Source organism: endosymbiont of unidentified scaly snail isolate Monju (assembly GCF_000801295.1).
GTDB lineage: Bacteria > Pseudomonadota > Gammaproteobacteria > Chromatiales > Chromatiaceae > MONJU.
The window spans coordinates 775,504-791,541 of sequence record NZ_AP012978.1; the positions used below are offsets into that span (position 1 = coordinate 775,504).

At 66.2% G+C, this 16,038-nt stretch carries 14 protein-coding genes; 11 read left to right on the forward strand and 3 right to left on the reverse strand.

The window, feature by feature from the left end; all coding sequences use genetic code 11:
* Positions 1–24: 24 nt before the first annotated feature.
* The gene (gene dapC / locus EBS_RS03700; protein ID WP_043107392.1) at positions 25–1,221 is read right to left on the reverse strand and encodes a succinyldiaminopimelate transaminase; all 1,197 of its coding nucleotides are present in this window, start codon (positions 1,219–1,221) and stop codon (positions 25–27) included.
* Between the two features lie 36 nt (positions 1,222–1,257).
* Between dapC and EBS_RS03705 the strand changes: the two genes are divergently transcribed.
* The gene (locus tag EBS_RS03705) at positions 1,258–2,145 is read left to right on the forward strand and encodes a DMT family transporter (RefSeq protein WP_052199268.1); all 888 of its coding nucleotides are present in this window, start codon (positions 1,258–1,260) and stop codon (positions 2,143–2,145) included.
* Positions 2,138–2,509 carry a VOC family protein gene (locus EBS_RS03710; RefSeq protein WP_043107393.1) on the forward strand — a complete coding sequence of 124 codons (372 nt, stop codon included), beginning with the start codon at positions 2,138–2,140 and terminating at the stop codon, positions 2,507–2,509. Before EBS_RS03705 ends, EBS_RS03710 begins: the two co-directional genes overlap by 8 nt.
* Before the next feature lie 95 nt (positions 2,510–2,604).
* On the opposite strand, the gene glnD is transcribed toward EBS_RS03710, so the two are convergent.
* The gene (gene glnD, locus EBS_RS03715) at positions 2,605–5,232 is read right to left on the reverse strand and encodes a [protein-PII] uridylyltransferase (protein ID WP_052199269.1); all 2,628 of its coding nucleotides are present in this window, start codon (positions 5,230–5,232) and stop codon (positions 2,605–2,607) included.
* Positions 5,229–5,993: a type I methionyl aminopeptidase gene (gene map, locus EBS_RS03720; RefSeq protein ID WP_043107394.1), complete on the reverse strand. Its 765-nt coding sequence runs from the start codon at positions 5,991–5,993 to the stop codon at positions 5,229–5,231. The genes glnD and map overlap by 4 nt, the downstream gene beginning before the upstream one ends.
* Before the next feature lie 258 nt (positions 5,994–6,251).
* Here map and rpsB point away from each other — a divergent pair, with 258 nt between their 5' ends.
* The 9 genes from rpsB to bamA all read left to right on the forward strand — a co-directional run bounded on the left by rpsB (position 6,252) and on the right by bamA (position 16,032).
* Positions 6,252–7,004, forward strand: coding sequence for a 30S ribosomal protein S2 (gene rpsB / locus EBS_RS03725; RefSeq protein WP_043107396.1), 753 nt, complete (start codon positions 6,252–6,254; stop codon positions 7,002–7,004).
* Between the two features lie 94 nt (positions 7,005–7,098).
* Positions 7,099–7,989: a translation elongation factor Ts gene (gene tsf, locus EBS_RS03730; protein WP_043107399.1), complete on the forward strand. Its 891-nt coding sequence runs from the start codon at positions 7,099–7,101 to the stop codon at positions 7,987–7,989.
* A gap of 66 nt (positions 7,990–8,055) precedes the next feature.
* Positions 8,056–8,784: a UMP kinase gene (gene pyrH / locus EBS_RS03735; protein WP_043107400.1), complete on the forward strand. Its 729-nt coding sequence runs from the start codon at positions 8,056–8,058 to the stop codon at positions 8,782–8,784.
* Positions 8,781–9,338, forward strand: coding sequence for a ribosome recycling factor (frr, locus tag EBS_RS03740; RefSeq protein WP_043107401.1), 558 nt, complete (start codon positions 8,781–8,783; stop codon positions 9,336–9,338). Before pyrH ends, frr begins: the two co-directional genes overlap by 4 nt.
* 18 nt (positions 9,339–9,356) lie before the next feature.
* Positions 9,357–10,127 (forward strand): isoprenyl transferase, encoded by a 771-nt coding sequence (locus EBS_RS03745; RefSeq protein WP_081999797.1) that lies wholly within the window; start codon positions 9,357–9,359, stop codon positions 10,125–10,127.
* On the forward strand, positions 10,127–10,948 hold the full coding sequence (locus EBS_RS03750) for a phosphatidate cytidylyltransferase (RefSeq protein ID WP_043107402.1): 822 nt from the start codon (positions 10,127–10,129) through the stop codon (positions 10,946–10,948). Before EBS_RS03745 ends, EBS_RS03750 begins: the two co-directional genes overlap by 1 nt.
* Complete coding sequence (gene ispC, locus EBS_RS03755; RefSeq protein ID WP_043107404.1) at positions 10,945–12,123, forward strand: 1-deoxy-D-xylulose-5-phosphate reductoisomerase; 1,179 nt, start codon at positions 10,945–10,947, stop codon at positions 12,121–12,123. Before EBS_RS03750 ends, ispC begins: the two co-directional genes overlap by 4 nt.
* 5 nt (positions 12,124–12,128) lie before the next feature.
* The gene (gene rseP / locus EBS_RS03760) at positions 12,129–13,496 is read left to right on the forward strand and encodes an RIP metalloprotease RseP (protein ID WP_043107407.1); all 1,368 of its coding nucleotides are present in this window, start codon (positions 12,129–12,131) and stop codon (positions 13,494–13,496) included.
* 253 nt (positions 13,497–13,749) lie between these two features.
* Positions 13,750–16,032 carry an outer membrane protein assembly factor BamA gene (gene bamA, locus EBS_RS03765; RefSeq protein ID WP_231892839.1) on the forward strand — a complete coding sequence of 761 codons (2,283 nt, stop codon included), beginning with the start codon at positions 13,750–13,752 and terminating at the stop codon, positions 16,030–16,032.
* The last annotated feature ends 6 nt before the right edge of the window (positions 16,033–16,038 follow it).

A 16,038-nucleotide genomic window follows, 5' to 3' on the forward strand; every position in this document is an offset into this window, starting at 1 on the left:
GAGAGGGCTCCTGTGTGGGGTTCTCTATAGGGATTCGATGTGGGCGCGGATGCGTTCCGCCGCCTCGATGCATTCTTCGGGGGTGGCCACCAGTGCCATGCGCACATGGCCGGCACCTGGGTTCTCGCCGTCCACCGCGCGCGACAGATAGCTGCCTGGCAGCACGGTGACGTGCTGGTGCTCGAACAACCCACGCGCGAAGGCCTCGTCGTCACCGCCAGGTACCCGCGCCCACAGGTAGAAGCCGGCCTCGGGGCGCTGCACGTCCAGCACAGGTTGCAGGATGGCGAGCACGGCGTCGAACTTTTCGCGGTACAGGGCCCGATTCTCGCGCACATGGGCCTCGTCACGCCAGGCGGCGATGCTGGCCTGCTGATGCTGCACCGGCATGGCGCAGCCGTGGTAGGTGCGATAACGCAGGAAGTGCTTCAGGATCTGCGCATCCCCGGCCACGAAGCCCGAGCGCAGTCCCGGCGCATTCGAACGTTTCGACAGGCTGTGGAACACCACGCAGCGACGGTAATCGTCGCGCCCCAGCGCAGCGGCGGCCTGCAACAGGCCGACCGGGGGGGCATCCTCGTCGAAGTAGAGTTCCGAATAGCACTCGTCGGCGGCGATCACGAAGTCGTGTGCGTCGGCCAGGGCCAGCAGTTCGGCCCAGTCGTCCTGGCGCATCACCGCGCCAGTGGGATTGCCCGGCGAGCAGACATAGACCAGTTGCACGCGCGCCCATTGTTCGGCACGCACCTGCGAGAAGTCCGGCAGGTAGCCGGTATCGGCAGTGCAGGGCAGAAACAGCGGTTCCGCCCCGGCGAGCAGGGCCGCGCCCTCGTAGATCTGGTAAAAGGGATTGGGTGAGACCACCAGGGGGGCGTGGCGGCGGTCGATCACCGCCTGGGCGAAGGCGAACAGGGCCTCACGGGTGCCGTTCACCGGCAGTACCTGGGTCTCGGGGTCGATGCCGCCCGCGGGCAGGGCGAAACGGGCAACCAGCCAGTCGGCGATGGCCTGGCGCAACGCCGGCAGGCCGCGGGTCAACGGGTAATTGCCCAGGGCGTCGAGGTGCGCGCGCAGGCTATCTACGACGAAGCCCGGTGTGGCATGCTTGGGCTCGCCGATCGAGAGCGCGATGTGCGGCTTGTCTGCCGGGGTCACGCCGGCGAACAGGGCGCGCAGCTTCTCGAAAGGGTAGGGTTGGAGTCGGTCGAGATCCGGGTTCATGGTCTGGGGCGAGGGATACAGAGGCGGCGATTATATATGAATGTCCATCTCTTCGGCCTGCTGCCGTTGCTGGCGCTGCTGTATGCGGCGACCTTCTGGGGGCTGATCTGGTACCCGGTGCGCTGGCTGGCCGAGGCCGGGGTAGCCGGTCTGTGGCAAACGCTCATCAGCTATGCCTGCGCCCTGCTGGTGATGACCCTGGCGCGTGGCTTTGCCTCGCGGGACGTGCCCTCCGGTGGCTGGTCCGTGGTCTGGCTGGTGTTCGCTGCCGGCTGGACCAATGTTGCCTTCCTGCTGGCGGTGATCGATGACCAGGTGGTGCGGGTGCTGATTCTGTTCTACCTGTCGCCACTATGGGCCGTGCTGCTCGCCCGTTGGCTGCTGGGCGAGCGTATCCGGACAGTGACCTGGTTCATGTTGCTGCTGGGGCTGGCGGGCGCCGTGGTCATGCTCTACCGGCCCGACATCTTCAGTGACCCGACCACTCGCGGTGACTGGCTGGCACTGAGCGCGGGCCTGGCGTTTGCGCTCACCAATGTCATGATCCGTCGTCTCGGGATGTTGTCCGACACCCTCAAGACCCAGTTGTCCTGGATTGGTGTGGTGCTGGTCTCACTGGTCTTGCTGGCGCTCACCGGCGAGCCACTGCCCGAGGCCGGCTGGCGTGGATGGGTTGGCGCGATGGCCCTGGGTGTGCCGGGATTCCTGCTCTCCACCTTCGCGGTGGTGTATGCAGTCAGCCGCATGCCAGTGCAGCGATCCTCGGTGATCATGCTGTTCGAGATCGTGGTTGGCGCGCTCAGCGCCTGGTGGCTGGCCGGCGAGACGCTGGGCTGGCAGGAGGGACTGGGCGGCCTCATGATCATCGGCGCCGGTCTGGTGGCCATTTCCCTGGACGAGAAGAAGGTGGTGGAACATGAGTGAGATCCGTCTGCATCATGTCAGCCTGCTGGTGCGTGACACCGATCGCGCGCTGGCGTTCTATCGCGACGTACTGGGGCTGGCAGTGGACCCGGCGCGCCCCGACCTGGGCTACCCTGGTGCCTGGCTGAGCGCGGGCCCCGGCCTGCAGGTGCATCTGCTGGAGTTGCCCAGCCCCGACCCGCTCGAGGGGCGTCCGCTGCACGGCGGGCGCGACCGCCATGTCGCCTTCTCGGTGACCGACCTCGAGGCGCTACGTGCACGGCTCGATGCGCGGGGCGTTCCCTATACCCGCAGCCGCAGCGGACGTGCGGCCCTGTTCTGCCGTGATCCCGATGGCAATGCCTGCGAGCTGGTCCAGGCCTGATGGCTTGAGGGAGCAGTATTCTCGCCGCGAACATTCGGCCTGGGGGGAGCTCCTGTCAAGCAGGAGCGGCGTCCCCGTCGCGAATCGGCGCCCCGTCAGCCCAGTGCCTCCAGCAGGGCCTGTTGCAGCCGGGCCTGTTGTTGTTCGTCGGTGATGGGGCGGTTTTTACGGTCGGTGAGGGTGAACCAGTCGAGCGCCCGGGCGCCCTCGGTGAGCACCCGGGCGCTGTGCAGGCGCAGGCCTTCCCCGGCGAGTACCGAGCCGATCAGCGAGAGCAGGCCGGGACGGTCCTGTGTGCGCAGGTGCAGGCGGGTGACGCCCCGGTCGGCATCCTGTTCGAAGCGGATCTCGGTGGGGTAGTCGAAGGCGCGCAGGCGGCGCGAGGGGGGGCGTAACGGCGGCGGGGGGACGGGCTCGCCCGCATTCAGTTGTGCCCGCAGTGCCTCGGCCACCTCGTTGCGGCGAGCAGGTTTCAGCGGCTGGCCGTCGATCTCCAGCACGAAGTAGCTGTTGACCGAGATGCCGTCGTCGGTGGTGTCGATGCGTGCGCCGAAGATATCCAGCCCCAGGCGGTCGAGCAGGGCGGCGGTGTCGGCAAACAGGCCGTCGCGGTCGGGGCCGAAGGTGAAGATCTCGGTACAGCCGCGCTCGGGGTCGTCGCGCACCGCGGCCTGGATGCCGTTCGGGTCGTGGTCGAGCAGCAGTCGGGTGTGCCAGGCGACGTTCTCCGGCGGGGTCTGCAGGAAATATTCGGTGCTCAGGCGCATCCAGCACAGGCGGATCGCCTCCTCGTCCAGCCCGCCGTCGAGCAATTGCTGGCGCGCCAGTGACTGTACGGCCTGGATGCGCGCGTTCTCGTCCTCGGCGTTGTCGAGCCCGGCGGCCAGTACCTCGCGGGTGCGCCGGTACAGGCGATCGAGCAGGGCGCCCTTCCAGCTGTTCCAGATCTGCGGGTTGGTGCCGCGCATGTCGGCCACGGTCAGCAGGTAGAGATAGGTGAGGCGCTCGATGCTGCCGACCTTGCCGGCGAAGCTGTGGATGACTGCCGGGTCGTCGATGTCCTGGCGCTGCGCGGTCCACGACATCAGCAGGTGCTGGCGCACCAGCCAGGCCACCAGTTCTGTGTCGTAGTGCGACAAACCGTGGTCACGGCAGAAGGCGCGGGCGTCGGCCACGCCCAGTTCGGAGTGATCGCCGTCACGGCCTTTGGCGATGTCGTGAAACAGGCCGGCCAGATACAGCAATTCCTGCTTGGGGACCTGCTGTACCAGCTCGTGGCACAGCGGGCATTCCTCGGCGTGCTCGGGCAGCGTGAAGCGGCGCAGGTTGCGCACCACCATCAGGATGTGCTCGTCCACGGTATAGACATGGAACAGGTCGAACTGCATCAGGCCGGTGATCTGTCGAAATGCCGGCAGGTAGCGGGCGAGGATGCCGTAGCGGTGCATGCGCCGCAGTTCGTGAGTGATGCCGCGCGGCTGGCGCAGGATCTCCATGAACAGGCTGCGCGCGCGGATGTCGGCGCGCAGGCGCTCGTCGATCAGGTGGCGATGGGCCCGGATGGCGCGGATGGTACTGGCACGCACGCCGTCGAGTTCGGGGTGCTGCTGGAGGATGAGGAACAGTTCCAGCATCGCCAGCGGGTTGCGCGCGAAGATCGCCGGGTTGCGCACCTCGAGCACGTTGCCACGTGCCTGAAAGCGGCGGTTGATGGGGACGGGTTCTCCCGGGTCGTCGTGCTGGAGAATGGCCTCCTGGAAGTGCTGCAGCAGCATTTCGTTGAGGCGTTGCAGTTCGATGGCGGTGCGGTAGTAGCGCTGCATGAAGCGCTCGATGGCCGGGTTGTCCTCGCCATAGCCGAACTGTCGGGCCAACGCACGCTGGTGCTCGAACAGCAGACGGTCCTCGCGCCGCCCGGTGAGGCGGTGCAGGGCGAAGCGGATCTCCCAGAGCAGCTTCTCGCCGGCCTTCAGCGCCTGGTACTCTTCCTCGGTGAGGAAACCGTGGTCCTTGAGTTGCGACAGCCGGGTGGCGCCGAAATGGCGCTTGGCCACCCAACCGATCATCTGGATGTCGCGCAACCCGCCCGGGTTGTTCTTGATGTTGGGCTCGAGGTCCTGGGTGGAATCGTTGGCCTGCGCATGCCGTGCCTGCTGCTCGGCCAGCTTGGCGCTGAAATAGGCCTCGCTGGGCCAGATGTGCGCGGGGCCGGTGAGCGCCTGCATCTCGCGGGTCAGACGTTCCTGCCCCGCGAGATGGCGCGATTCCATCAGGTTGGTGGCGATGGTGACATCCCCGCGCGCCTCGTCCACGCACTGCGCCAGGCTGCGTACACTGTGGCCGATCTCCAGGCCGATGTCCCAGAGGAACATCACCAGCGGCTCGATGTGCGCGGCCAGCGCCTCGGGTTCGCCGGCGGTCAGGATCAGCACGTCCACGTCGGAGGTCGGGTGCAGCTCGCCCCGCCCGTAGCCGCCGACTGCCACCAGCGCGGCCTCGGCATCGGGGGGCAGGTGGGCAGCCCAGGCGCGCGCCAGTACGGCGTCGGTGAACCCGGCGCGAGCATGCACCAGTTCGACCACGTTGCGGCCCTGTTCGAACAGGGTGCCCAGATGCTCTCCGGCGGCGCGGATGGCCGATTTCCAGGCCGCCACCGGGGCTGGCCGGTCGGCGGCGTGGCGGTCAAGTTCCTGGAGGATAGCGTCGAGTTCGGGGGAGATCACCGCTCTTCGCTGCGTAACGTGAGGACTTCGTATCCGTCGGCGGTGCACAGCACGGTGTGTTCCCACTGCGCCGAGAGCTTGCGGTCCTTGGTGACCACCGTCCAGCCGTCGGGCAGCACCTTCACGTGGCGCTTGCCGGCATTCACCATCGGTTCGATGGTGAAGGTCATGCCCTCGCGCAACGCCATGCCGGTGCCGGGCTTGCCGTAATGCAGCACCTGCGGGTCCTCGTGGAATTCGCGGCCGATGCCGTGGCCGCAGTATTCCTGCACCACGCTGAAGTGCTGGCCCTCGACGAAGGTCTGGATGGCGTGCCCGATGTCACCCAGGGTAGTGCCGGGACGTACCAGCTCGATGCCCTTCCACATCGCCTGGTAGGTCACTTCCACCAGGCGGCGGGCGAAGGGGCTGGGTTCACCGACGTAGAACATCTTGCTGGTGTCGCCGTGGTAGCCGTCCTTGATGACGGTGATGTCGATGTTGACGATGTCGCCCTTCTTCAGCTTCTTGTCGCCGGGAATACCATGACAGACCTGCTGGTTGACCGAGGTGCAGATGGACTTGGGAAAGCCCCGGTAGTTGAGCGGCGCGGGAATGGCGCCCTGCTCGTTGACGATGTAGTCGTGACAGATGCGGTCCAGCTCGCCGGTGGTAACCCCCGGGCGGACGTACTCGCCGATCATCTCCAGCACCTCGGCGGCCAGGCGACCGGCCACGCGCATCTTCGCGATTTCTTCGGGGGTCTTGATGGTGACGGGCATGGGGTCCTCGGGGAAGTCTGGGTCGGGAAGGCAGCAGTCGTGGGGTGCTTGCGAATTGAGGCGAACAGGTGGTTCATGGTATAAAACGCGCCGCTCTGCGGCAATGGGCCGCAGGGGGCAAAGACGGCAATGCCTGCGGGGTAATCCCGGGTGTCGCCGAAATACACACACGCACTGCAACCATCTCGGTCTGGGTGCCCGCAAGGGTGGGCCGGTGGGGTGCGTGGAGGCTCAACCCAATACAATCCGGAGATTTCCATGAACAACATCACCATGCGCCAGATGCTCGAGGCTGGCGTGCACTTTGGTCACCAGACCCGTTACTGGAATCCGCAGATGGCCCCGTACATCTTCGGCCAGCGCAACAAGATCCACATCATCAACCTCGAGAAGACGCTGCCGCTGTTCAACGAGGCCATGAACTTCATCGGCAAGCTCGCCTCCAATGGCGGCAGAATCCTCTTCGTGGGCACCAAGCGTGCCGCGCGCGAGGTCATTGCCGAAGAGGCAAAGCGCTGTGGCATGCCCTATGTGAACCACCGCTGGCTGGGCGGCATGCTCACCAACTTCAAGACCATCAAGCAGTCGATCAAGCGTCTCAAGGAGCTGGAGGCGATGGTCGAGGACGGCTCCATGGAGGCCCGGTTCAACAAGAAGGAGCGGCTCACCCTGAAGCGCGAGATGGACAAGCTTGAGCGCAGCCTGGGCGGCATCAAGGACATGCCGGGCCTGCCCGACGTTCTGTTCATCATCGACAATGGTCACGAGGACATCGCCGTGGCCGAGGCGAAGAAGCTGGATATTCCGGTGGTCGCCGTGGTGGACACCAACAACAGCCCCAAGGACATCGATTACGTCATCCCGGGCAACGACGACGCCATCCGCGCCATCCAGTTGTACGCGCAGGGCGCCTCTGCCGCCGTGCTGGAAGGCCGCGCTGCTGCTGCGCGCGCGGTGGCCGGCGATGCGGCCCCCAAGACCGGCGAGGCCGAGGCCGAGGCCGAGGGCTGATCCCCGCGGGATGACAAACCATCGCCCCGGGGTGCCTGACGCTCCGGGGCGTCGTGCTCAAGCGAGCTGAACGTTTTATTTCGAGGTAGAGACAATGGCTATTACCGCTGCATTGGTGAAGGAACTGCGTGAGCGCACCGGCGCCGGCATGATGGAATGCAAGAAGGCCCTGGTGGAGACCAATGGCGACATCGAGGCCGCGATCGAGAACATGCGCAAGTCCGGCCAGGCCAAGGCCGCGAAGAAGGCCGGCCGTACCGCTGCCGAGGGTGTGATCGTGATCAAGACCACCCCGGACAACAAGCAGGCGGCGATCGTCGAGGTCAACTGCGAAACCGACTTCGTTGCCAAGGACGACAACTTCAAGTCGTTCGCCGACGCGGTCGGCGAACGCGTGCTCAACAGCGATGCTGACGATGTGGAGGCGCTGATGGCGCTGCCGCTGCACGAGGGCGAGGACACCACCATCGAGGAAGCGCGCCAGGCCCTGGTCGCCAAGATCGGCGAGAACATGACCGTGCGCCGCTTTGCGCGTCTGAGCACCGACGGCGTGCTGGCCTGCTACTCCCACGGAGTGCGCATCGGCGTGGTGGTGGACATCGACGGTGATGCCGAGCTGGGTCGCGACATTGCCATGCACGTCGCCGCCTCCAACCCGGTGTGTGTGGACGAGGCCGACGTGCCCGCCGAGATGCTGGCCAAGGAGCGCGAGATCGTCGAGGCGCAGGCACGCGAGAGCGGCAAGCCCGACAACATCATCGGGAAGATGATCGAGGGTCGCATGCGCAAGTACCTGGGCGAGATCACCCTCAAGGGTCAGCCCTTCGTCAAGGACCCGGACACCACCGTCGGCAAGCTGCTTGAGAGCAAGGGTGCCAAGGTGAACCAGTTCGTGCGCTTCGAAGTCGGCGAGGGCATCGAGAAGAAGCAGGAAGACTTCCGCGAAGAGGTCATGGCTCAGGCCCAGGCCGCGCGCGGCGAGTAAGTCACCCAGGGGCCTGTGGGCCCCTGTTCCGGTATCATCATTCCCCAGCATCAGAGTCATCGGACCATGTCAGACCCGCATCCTCCCCGACGTATTCTGCTGAAGCTCAGCGGCGAGGCCCTGATGGGCGCGGGCGATTTCGGTATCGACCCGGAGGTGCTGGGCCGGGTGGCCGGCGAGATCGCCGGCGCGGTGCGCGAGGGGATGCAGATCGGGGTGGTGATCGGTGGCGGCAACATCTTCCGTGGTGCCGGTCTGGCCGGCGGCGGCTTCGATCGGGTGCGCGGCGACCAGATCGGCATGCTGGCCACGGTGATGAACGCCCTGGCCATGCAGGACCGCCTGCTGCGCGAGGGTATCGAGGCGCGCACCCTCTCGGCCTTCCGCATCGACACCGTCTGCGAACACTACAGCCGTGATCGCGCGGTGGCGCATCTCGAGGCCGGCCGCGTGGTGCTGCTCTCCGGCGGCACCGGCAACCCCTTCTTCACCACCGACTCGGCGGCCAGCCTGCGTGCCATCGAGATCGGTGCGGACCTGATGATCAAGGCAACCAAGGTCGACGGGGTCTATTCGGCCGATCCGGTCAAGCACCCCGACGCCACCTTCTACCCACGCCTGAGCTACGATCGCGTGCTCGCCGAGGGGCTGGGCGTGATGGATGCCACCGGCGTGGTCCTGTGCAAGGAGCAGGGCATGCCCCTGCGGGTGATGAACATCAATGAACCGGGCGCCCTCCAGCGCGTGATGCGGGGCGAGTCGGTCGGTACCCTGGTAACTGGAGACGACGCATGATCGACGACATCAAGAAGGACGCGGCAGCGCGCATGGCCAAGAGCGTCGAGGCGCTGGCCGAGAACCTGGCCAAGATCCGCACCGGCCGCGCCCATCCCAGCATGCTGGATCACATCACGGTCAACTACTATGGGGCCGAGACGCCGCTGCGCCAGGTGGCCAACGTGGGCGTCGAGGATGGTCGTACCCTGACCGTGCAGCCCTATGAGCAGAACATGGTGAGCGCAGTGGAGAAGGCTATCCTCGAGTCCAATCTCGGGGTGACGCCGAACACCGCTGGCACCATGATCCGTCTGCCCATCCCGCCGCTCACCGAGGAGCGCCGTCGCGACATGACGCGCATCGTGCGCCAGGAGGCCGAGCAGGCGAGGGTGGCGGTGCGCAACATTCGGCGCGACGCCAACAGCAGCCTCAAGGAACTGGTCAAGGAAAAACTCATCTCCGAGGATGACGAACGTCGTGGTCAGGAGATCATCCAGAAGCTGACCGACCAGCACGTCAAGGAGATCGACGAACTGATGGCCAAGAAAGAAGCCGATCTGATGTCTGTCTGAACAGACCACGAGGAACGTGTGGCAGGAAGCGAGAGCAAGGGAGACCTCCCTGACGGCGCCGGGTGCATCCCGCGCCATGTGGCGATCATCATGGACGGCAACGGGCGCTGGGCGCGCCAACGGGGGCAGCCTCGGCATGCCGGTCACCGCGCCGGTGTGGAATCGGTGCGCCGGGTCATCGAAGCCTGTGTGGAGCATGGCACTGAGATCCTGACCCTGTTCGCCTTCTCCAGCGAGAACTGGCGCCGCCCGCGCAGCGAGGTGGACATGCTCATGGAACTGTTCATGGTCGCGCTGGGGCGTGAGATCTGCAAGCTGGACAAGAACAACATCCGCCTGCGTGTGATCGGCGAGACCAGTGCCTTCCCCCAGAAGTTGCAGCGCCAGATCGCCGAGGCCGAGGCGCGCACCGCCGACAACGACGGCCTGCTGTTACAGATCGCAGCCAATTACGGCGGCCGCTGGGACATCACCCAGGCCGCGCGCCGCCTGGCCCAGCAGGTTGCCAGCGGCGAGCTGGACCCCGCGGACATCGACGAGGCCTGCTTTGCCCGCGCCACCGCCTTTGGGGATGTGCCCGATCCCGATCTGTTCATCCGCACCGGTGGCGAACAGCGCATCAGCAACTTCCTGCTCTGGCACTGCGCCTATTCCGAACTCTATTTCACCCCCGTGCTGTGGCCCGATTTCGACAAGGAAACCTTTGCCGAGGCGTTGAGTGAATACGCGCGGCGCGAGCGTCGTTTTGGCCAGGCCAGCGAGCAGCTCGACAAGGCGAACACCGGCTGATGTTGCTGCAACGCGTGCTCACTGCCCTGGTCCTGGTGCCGCTGGTCGTGGCCGGGGTGCTGCTCGCCTCGCGGCAGGGGCTGGCGCTGGTCTTCGGTGGCTTCGTGCTGCTCGGCGCGCGCGAGATGGCGCGGCTCGGTGGGTTGCGGGCCTGGCCGGTGCAGGCAGGCTATGTCGGTGTCGTGGGACTGTGCCTGCTGGCCTTGTATCTCTGGCCCGACCCGGTGCGTGACCGCTGGTTGCAGCTGGGGGCGATCTGCTTCTGGCTGCCCGCCTCCCTGGTGCTGTTCGCCTGGCGTCGCCCGCTGGAGGCGGTGGCCGGTGTGCGTCCCCTGATCCTGGTGCTTGGTGCCGCGCAGCTGGTGGTGGCCTGGTTGGCGGTGATGGCCCTGCATGGCTGGGGCGGGCAGGGGCCGGCCCTGCTGCTGTTCCTGTTGGTGCTCATCTGGGTGGCCGATTCCGGGGCCTACTTCGCCGGGCGGGCCTTCGGTCGCCACAAGCTCTCGCCGCAGGTCAGCCCAGGCAAGACCTGGGAAGGCGCGGCCGGTGGCCTGGCCGGTGCCGTGCTCTGTGGTCTGGCGTTCGACCGCCTGGGGCTGGCCCCGGTGCCGCTGCTTTCCCTGCTTGGTCTGTGCCTGCTCACCACGCTGGTCTCGATCGGTGGCGATCTCTGGGAGAGCCTGCTCAAGCGCCAGGTCGGGCTCAAGGATAGCGGCACCCTGCTGCCGGGGCACGGCGGCGTGCTCGACCGCATCGACAGCCTGATCGCCGCCGCGCCCCTGTTTGCACTGGGACTGCAATGGCTGGAGACTCCGGGATGAGCGGCATCGTCGTGCTCGGTTCCACGGGCTCCATCGGCCTGAGCACCCTGGACGTGCTGGCGCGCCATGCCGACCGTTACCGGGTCGTGGCGCTGGCTGCCAACAGCGACGTGGATCGCCTGTTCGCACAGTGCCTGCAATTTCGTCCCGCACTGGCCGCCATGGCCGACACGGATGCGGCAGCGCGCCTCGCCGAACGCCTGCGCGAGGCGGCGCCCGAGATCGAGGTGCTGGGCGGCGCGGAGGGTGTGATCCGTGCGGCCGAGCATCCCGATGCCGACCAGGTGATGGCGGCCATCGTCGGCGCCGCCGGCCTGCAACCGGCCCTGGCGGCGGTGCGCGCCGGCAAACGTATCCTGCTGGCCAACAAGGAGGCACTGGTGGTGGCCGGTGCCCTGTTCATGCAGGAGGTCCATGCGCACGGTGCAGAGATATTGCCCATCGACTCGGAGCACAACGCCATCTTCCAGTGCATGCCGCCGAACTTCCGCGAGGGGCTGGACCGGGCCGGGGTGCGGCGTATCCTGCTCACTGCCTCGGGTGGGCCCTTCCGCACCCGGCCGGCTGCCGAACTGGCGCAGGTCACGCCGGAAGAGGCCTGTGCCCACCCCAACTGGGACATGGGACGCAAGATCTCGGTGGACTCGGCCACCCTGATGAACAAGGGGCTGGAAGTCATCGAGGCGCGCTGGTTGTTCGAAGCCGAACCCGAGCGTATCGAAGTGGTCGTGCACCCGCAGAGCGTGATTCATTCGCTGGTCGAATACGTGGACGGTTCGGTGCTTGCCCAGCTCGGCAACCCCGACATGCGCACGCCCATCGCGCACGCCCTGGCCTGGCCGGAGCGGCAGGCATCGGGCGTGGCGCCGCTCGACCTGTTCGCGGTGGCACGCCTGGACTTCGAGCCGCCGGATCTCGAACGCTTTCCCTGCCTGCGCCTGGCCTTCGATGCGGTGCGCGCCGGCGGTGTCGCCCCCGCGGTGCTGAACGCCGCGAACGAGGTGGCGGTGGCGCACTTCCTGGATCATCACCTTGGCTTTACCGAGATACCGCGCCTGATCGAGGACACCCTGGCGCAGGTCACCGCGGGTGACATCGACTCGCTGGAGGGCCTGATGGCGGTGGACGCCGAGGCCCGGCGGGTCGCGGAACGCCTGGTCGCCGATCGGGTCTGAGGGGCATGGACGGATTCCTGCTCAAGCTGCTGGCCTTCATCGTCGCCATCGGCATCCTGGTGACGGTGCACGAGTTCGGCCACTTCTGGGTGGCGCGCCGTCTGGGCGTGAAGGTGCTGCGTTTCTCCATCGGTTTCGGACGCCCGCTCAAGACCTGGCGCGGACGGCGCGACGACACCGAATACGTGATCGCGGCCATCCCGTTGGGCGGCTATGTGCGCATGCTCGACGGCCGCGAGGACGAGGTGCCCCCGGACGAAGCGCACCGCGCCTTCGACCGCAAGCCCCTGTGGGTGCGTTCGGCGGTGGTGCTGGCCGGTCCGCTGTTCAATTTCCTGTTTGCCATCGTTGCCTTCTGGGCCATTCTGGTGCTCGGCGAGATCGGTGCGCGTCCGCTGATCGGCGACGTGCTGCCGGGGACGCCGGCGGCGCAGGCCGGCCTGGTCTCCGGCGAGGAGATCGTCGCGGTCGCCGGCGAGCGCACGCCGACCTGGGGGCAGGTATTGCAGGCGCTGGCCGGGTCGACCCTGTCCGACAAGCCGCTGCACCTGCGTGGGCGCCTGCCCTCGGGCGAGGAGCGCGAGCACCGGTTGCCGGCCGGTACGGTGGGCGATCCCGCTTCACAACCGGACTTGCTCCAGACCTTGGGCATCCGGCCCGACCGGCCGGTGGTGCCGCCGGTGTTCGGCGAGGTGTTGCCGGGCGAGGCGGCCGCGCAGGCCGGCATCCATCCGGGAGACCGTATCCTCGATGCCGACGGCCAGACGATCGACGACTGGGGCGACTGGGTGCGCTATGTGCAGGCGCGCCCGGGGCAGCCGATCCACCTGCGTATCGAGCGTGCGGGGCGTGAGCTGGCGTTGACAGTGATCCCGGCCCGCCGCCAGCAGGGTGATCGCGAGATCGGGCGTATCGGTGCGGTCAACCAGCCATTGGACGAGGCCGTGCTTTCGCGCTGGAGGGTAGAGTACCGGCTGGGGCCGCTGGAGGCCCTGCCCGAGGCCGCGGGAAGGACCCTGCAATACAGCGTGCTCACGCTCAAGGTGATCTGGCGGATACTGACCGGCGAGGCATCTATCCAGAACCTCAGCGGGCCGCTCAGCATCGCTGATGCGGCGGGCAAGACGGCCAGCCACGGCCTGGTGTCCTTCCTGCGCTTTCTGGCCATCGTCAGCATCAGCCTGGGGGTGATCAACCTGTTGCCGGTGCCGGTGCTCGACGGCGGGCACCTGCTGTATTTCCTGATCGAGGCGGTGCGTGGCGGGCCGCTGCCCGAGCGTTGGCTGGAGTACGGTCAGCGCATCGGCATAGCCATGTTGGTGGCGTTGATGTTCGTGGCCTTCTACGTGGATATCGTGCGCCTCTTCGGGTAGCGGCCTTTGATGGGCACGGCGCGATGCGCCTTTGCCCATCCTGCCCCATCGTTCGACCTGTCCAACATCTTGGGGAGGGCAAAGGCCCGAAGGGCCGTGCCCATCAGCAGCCTGCTCATCCTCCTCCCCGAGCTACAGGCCGTGGTTCCCTTCCTGCCATGACTTGTTCGGCGGTTCCTTTATAATGTGGCGCTCGTGCTGCGTCCGGGCGTGGCGAAACCTGATAACAGAACCCGTGATAAGGATGGAGACGATGAGGGGATCTTCCAGACGTGTCGCTTTTCTGGTCTGGCTGTTGAGTGCCCAGCTCGCCTGGGCGGCCGGTTTCCGCATCGCCGACATCCGGGTCGAGGGCCTGCAGCGGATCACCGCCGGAACGGTCTTCAACTACCTCCCGGTCAAGCCCGGCGACACCCTGGACGAGCGGCGCAGTGGCGAGGTGATCCGCGCCTTGTTCAAGACCGGTTTCTTCAAGGACGTGCGCCTGGAACGCGACGGTGACGTGCTGGTGGTGGTGGTCAGCGAGCGTCCCGCCATCGCCGAGATCAACTTCAGCGGCAACAAGTCCATCGAGACCGATGCGCTCAAGGAGGGCCTCAAGGACGCGGGACTGGCCGAAGGCCGGACCTTCAACCGCTCGGTGCTCGATGGCATCGAGCGCGAACTGGAACGCCAGTACTTCAACCAGGGCAAGTATGGCGTCAAGCTCAAGACCACGGTGACCCCGCTGGAGCGCAACCGCGTGGCCATCGACATCGATATCGTCGAGGGCGAGACCGCGCGTATCCGGGGCATCAACATCGTCGGCAACAAGGCGTTCGACGAAGAGGATCTGCTCGACCAGTTCAAGCTGAGCACCGGCGGCTGGTTTTCGCGCTTCACCAAGGACGACCAGTACTCGCGGCAGAAGCTCGCCGGCGATCTCGAGACCCTGCGTTCCTGGTATCTGGATCGCGGTTATGTGAACTTCCGGGTCAAGTCCACCCAGGTGACCATCACCCCGGACAAGAAGGACATCTACGTCACCATCAACATCCACGAAGGGGACGTGTACAAGCTGTCCGACATCCAGCTGGCAGGGGATTATGTCGGCAAGCCGGAGGACTATTTTCCCCTGATCCACCTGCGCCGTGGCGAGCCGTTCAATCGCAAGGTGGTGGTCGAGAGCAGCGAGCGCATCTCCGCCAAGCTGTCCGACGAGGGCTATGCCTTCGCCAACGTCAACGCCATTCCCGAGATCGACGAAGAAAAGAAGACCGTCGCCATCACCTATTTCGTCGATCCGGGCAAGCGCGTCTATGTCCGTCGCGTCAACATCAAGGGCAACACCCGTACCCGCGACGAAGTGGTGCGTCGCGAGTTCCGCCAGATGGAGGCGGCCTGGTTCTCGGGCGAGAAGCTCAAGCTCTCGCGCGAGCGTGCGCAGCGCACGGGCTACTTCGAGAAGGTCAACGTGGAAACCCCGGCGGTGCCGGGCAGTCCCGACCAGGTGGACGTGAACGTGGACGTGACCGAAAAGCCCTCCGGACAGTTGCTGGCCGGCCTGGGCTATTCGCAGTCCGACGGAGTGGTGTTCAATGCCAGCATCTCGCAGGAAAACTTCCTGGGGACGGGCAAGAAGGTTTCGCTCGCCTTGCAGACCAGTGCCGCCAACCGGCGTTACGAGGTCTCGTACACCAATCCCTACTACACGGTGGACGGTATCAGTCGCGGTTTCACCCTCAGCTATCGCTCGACCGACTTCGCCGACCTGTCCACCGCCGACTACAAGACCGACGATGCCATCGTGGGGGTGCACTTCGGCATCCCGCTCAACGAATTCAACCGTTTCACTTTCGGGGCGGCCCTGCACCACATCGATTTCCAGAGGGGGGCCGCGGCGCCGCTGGAGGTCATCAACTGGGAAAACACCGAAGGCAACGGGTATCTCGATTTCGAGCTCACGCTGGGCTGGAGCCACGACTCGAGGGACAATGCCCTGTTCCCCAGCGAGGGCGCCTTCCAGCGCCTGTCCGCCGAGATGACCGTGCCCGGCAGCGATCTCACCTATTACAAGGTTGGCTACAAGCATCGGCGCTACTGGCCCCTGTTCCGCGACCTGGTGTTCTCGCTCAACGGCGAGGTGGCCTACGGGGCGGCCTATGGTGATACCTCGCAACTGCCCATCTTCCAGAACTATTTTGCCGGTGGCCCGACCTCGGTGCGGGGCTACCAGGCCCTGTCGCTGGGGCCGCGAGACAGCACCGGCGACCCGATCGGCGGCAATGCCCGGGTGATCGCCAATGCCGAGCTGTATTTCCCGTCGCCCCTGTACAGTGACACCATGCGTTTCCTGACCTTCTTCGACGCCGGTTCGGTGTTCGACACTGAAGGGGGCAAGGGATTCGACACCGGGGAGTTCCGTTACTCCTTCGGCGTCGGCCTGGCCTGGCTGTCGCCGGTGGGCGCACTGACCATGAGCTTCGCCCAGCCCCTGAAGAAGGACAACCAGGACGAGCCGGAGGAGTTCCAGTTCACCTTCGGTACCACTTTCTGAGGTCTG

Coding starts and splice junctions, on each gene's coding strand:
- dapC (WP_043107392.1), bottom strand. CDS start 1,221: ATGAACCCGGATCTCGACCGACTCCAACCCTACCCTTTCGAGAAGCTG.
- EBS_RS03705 (WP_052199268.1), top strand. CDS start 1,258: ATGAATGTCCATCTCTTCGGCCTGCTGCCGTTGCTGGCGCTGCTGTAT.
- EBS_RS03710 (WP_043107393.1), top strand. CDS start 2,138: ATGAGTGAGATCCGTCTGCATCATGTCAGCCTGCTGGTGCGTGACACC.
- map (WP_043107394.1), bottom strand. CDS start 5,993: ATGCCCGTCACCATCAAGACCCCCGAAGAAATCGCGAAGATGCGCGTG.
- rpsB (WP_043107396.1), top strand. CDS start 6,252: ATGAACAACATCACCATGCGCCAGATGCTCGAGGCTGGCGTGCACTTT.
- tsf (WP_043107399.1), top strand. CDS start 7,099: ATGGCTATTACCGCTGCATTGGTGAAGGAACTGCGTGAGCGCACCGGC.
- pyrH (WP_043107400.1), top strand. CDS start 8,056: ATGTCAGACCCGCATCCTCCCCGACGTATTCTGCTGAAGCTCAGCGGC.
- frr (WP_043107401.1), top strand. CDS start 8,781: ATGATCGACGACATCAAGAAGGACGCGGCAGCGCGCATGGCCAAGAGC.
- EBS_RS03750 (WP_043107402.1), top strand. CDS start 10,127: ATGTTGCTGCAACGCGTGCTCACTGCCCTGGTCCTGGTGCCGCTGGTC.
- ispC (WP_043107404.1), top strand. CDS start 10,945: ATGAGCGGCATCGTCGTGCTCGGTTCCACGGGCTCCATCGGCCTGAGC.
- rseP (WP_043107407.1), top strand. CDS start 12,129: ATGGACGGATTCCTGCTCAAGCTGCTGGCCTTCATCGTCGCCATCGGC.
- bamA (WP_231892839.1), top strand. CDS start 13,750: ATGAGGGGATCTTCCAGACGTGTCGCTTTTCTGGTCTGGCTGTTGAGT.